The sequence below is a fragment of the Paraburkholderia fungorum genome, assembly GCF_902833645.1.
GTDB classification, from domain to species: domain Bacteria; phylum Pseudomonadota; class Gammaproteobacteria; order Burkholderiales; family Burkholderiaceae; genus Paraburkholderia; species Paraburkholderia fungorum.
The window spans coordinates 1-2,686 of the sequence record NZ_CADFGE010000024.1 but is presented as its reverse complement, the minus strand read 5'-3'; the positions used below and the strand labels follow the sequence as shown (position 1 = coordinate 2,686).

The 2,686-nt window shown below is 63.4% G+C and carries 2 protein-coding genes; both read right to left on the bottom strand.

Annotation, left to right across the window (positions count from 1 at the left end):
- Positions 1-98: 98 nt before the first annotated feature.
- Positions 99-848 (bottom strand): IS21-like element IS408 family helper ATPase IstB, encoded by a 750-nt coding sequence (gene istB, locus HWX91_RS40445; RefSeq protein WP_028200683.1) that lies wholly within the window; start codon positions 846-848, stop codon positions 99-101.
- 16 nt (positions 849-864) lie between these two features.
- Positions 865-2,421, bottom strand: coding sequence for an IS21 family transposase (istA, locus tag HWX91_RS40440; protein WP_028200684.1), 1,557 nt, complete (start codon positions 2,419-2,421; stop codon positions 865-867).
- Between the last annotated feature and the right edge of the window lie 265 nt (positions 2,422-2,686).

Genomic DNA, 2,686 nt, shown 5'->3' with positions numbered 1-2,686 from the left:
TGCGGATTTCGGCGATGGTGATCAGTCGTTTCGGCGAACGTGATCGGTCTGGAAGGTGGTGTTGCGCGGTCAATGGATTATAGCGACGGTGATCACGATCAGGCGTCAGCGGTTTCGGTTTTCGTTTTCTTTCTCATCGAATCACCCTTGACCAGAAGCTTGTGGGCCTGATGCACGAGCCGATCGAGAATCGCATCGGCCAGCGTGGGATCCTGCAGCCACGCATGCCAGTGTTCGAGCGGCAACTGGCTGGTGATCACAGTCGAGCGCGTACCGACACGATCATCAAGTACTTCGAGCAGATCATTTCGCGCAGCCTGGTCGAGATCCTGCAAGCCCCAGTCGTCGAGGATCAGCACATCAATCTTCGCGAGTTGCGCGAGCCGGCGCGTGAAGCTGCCGTCGCCGTGCGCGATTTTCAGTTCCTCGAACAGCCGCGCGACGCGCACGTAGAACGCCGAGAAGCCCTGACGGCACGCCTGCTGGCCGAACGCACATGCGAGCCACGTCTTGCCCGCGCCCGTGGGGCCGGTCAGGATCAGATTCTGAGCATTGCGCACCCAGTCGCAGCCGGCGAGCGTGGCGACGATGCGCTGGTCCAGCCCGCGGCTTTGCCGGTATTCAATGTCCTCGACGCAAGCCTGTGGGTTCTTGAGCTTCGCTGCGCGCAGCAAACGTTCGAGTCGCCGCGTATCGCGCCAGGCCAGCTCGCGATCGACGAGCATGCCCACGCGCTCCTCGAATGACAGGCTGGTGCTGGCCGTGAGCGTTGACTGCTCCTCGAACGCGCGGGCCATGCCGTCCAGTTTGAGCGCCTTCAACTGGGTAAGGGTGTGCTGCATCAACATCGTGACCTCCTTCGGGTCAGTGGTAGTAGTCGGGACCGCGTACGTTCTCGTGATCGGGCGAGCGCCATTCGGTGAGCGTGTTCGGGAGCGAGGACTGTAGATCAAGCCCCGCTTCCAGAATCGACAGCACGGAGCGGCGCGTGGGCGAGCCAATCTTCAATGCGCGCTGGCACGCGGCCTCGAGGCGGTGTTTGCCGTACTTGCGCGCGAGCGAGAGTAGACCGAGACAGGCGCGATAGCCCATCTCGGGGTGGGGTTTGTTGGTCAGGAGATGCCGCACGACAGCTTCGGCGCCGGGCCCGACGGATGCGCCCCAGTTGAGCAATCGGCCCGGAGTCCATTCCATGTGCGCGCGATGCGCGGCGGGCATGTGTTCGGCGATGGTGGAGTGTTTGCCTTTGAGGCGCGAGCGTGCGTGCGCGGCGACACGCTTGCCGCCATGCAGGATCTCGACGCCGTAGCGTGTGACGCGCGCCCAGACCTCCTGCCGTGCGAGGCTGTGCGGAACGCTGTAATAGTGGCCGCCGACATCGACGTGGTAATCGATGTTCACACGGCACTTCTGGAAGGTGGCGATCTCGTAGCGCCGCACGGGCAACGCTCGCAGTACGGGTTGGTCCAGCCGTTCGAACCACTCACGACGGTTGCCTTCGAGCCGCTTGAACGGGCGCTGGTTCAGGTCGGCGACCAATCCTGCAATCGCCTTGTTGAGTTCGGCCAGACTGTAGAAGCGATAGTGGCGCAGCCGGGCCAGCACCCAGCGCTCGACGATCTGCACGCCGACTTCGACCTTGGCCTTGTCCTGCGGTTTGCGCGGACGCGCCGGCAGCATCGCCGTGCCGTAATGGTTCACGAAGTCCTGCGTGGTCGTGCCCAGTCCAGGCTCGTAACGGTCGGGCCGCGCGATCAGTGCCCTCGGGTTGTCGGGCACGAGCAGCTCGGGCACGCCGCCGATGAACTCCAGCGCGTCGCACAGACTGCCGATCCAGTCCGCCATAGTCTCGGTGCGCGTCGCGCACGCGAACGTGTAGTTCGATGCACCGAGGACGGCCACGAACACATGCGCCTCGAACTCGACGCCGCCATCGCGTGCGAGGATCGGCACGGTGGGGCCCGCGAAGTCGGCGAACAGCTTCTCGCCGGCGCGGTGCTGCTGGCGCATCGAGCGCTTGATCGACTTCGCCCAGTCCTTGTACTTCTGGCAGAACTGCGTGTAGCGGTAAGTCCGCTGGCCGGGGTTCGCTTCAGCGTATTCTTCCCACAGCAGTTGCAGCGTCACGCCCTTGCGGCGCAGTTCGCGATGCAATGCCGCGTAGTCGGGCTCAATGCGCCGGGATGTCGTTGCCGTGGCATCGGTTGCCGCAGGCCTCAGGCGTGCTTCCAGTTCGTCGTCGGACAGCGCTTCGGCCGCGGCCCAGTCGAGTCCCGCCTGGCTGGCCTGGGCAGCGAACTTCGACACGGCCCCGACGCTGATGCCGATGGCCCGGCTGATCTGCCGATGCGTCAGACCACACGCCCACTTCAGTCGCAGGACTTCCTTCAATTTGCGCATGCTCATCCGAGGTGTCGGCATCAGCGCTTCTCCCGCAAAAAAGGGAGCAGGCTAACGCCGCCGGTGAATACATGCGCAACGCCACCGCCAGACTCAAACCCAGATTACGTTCCGGTTACGTGATCACCCGTTTCGGTCCCGTGATCGCTCATCCCGGCATCGTGATCACATGTTTCGGAAACCTGTGATCAGCGATCACGATCAACCGAAACGGGTGATCACGATCATTCGGAATCCGTGATCACGATCCGTCGGAATGCGTGATCACGTTCGCCGAAATACGCAC

Excerpts from the sequence above, each read along its gene's own strand:
- istB (WP_028200683.1), bottom strand. The coding sequence starts at position 848 with ATGTTGATGCAGCACACCCTTACCCAGTTGAAGGCGCTCAAACTGGAC.
- istA (WP_028200684.1), bottom strand. The coding sequence starts at position 2,421 with ATGCCGACACCTCGGATGAGCATGCGCAAATTGAAGGAAGTCCTGCGA.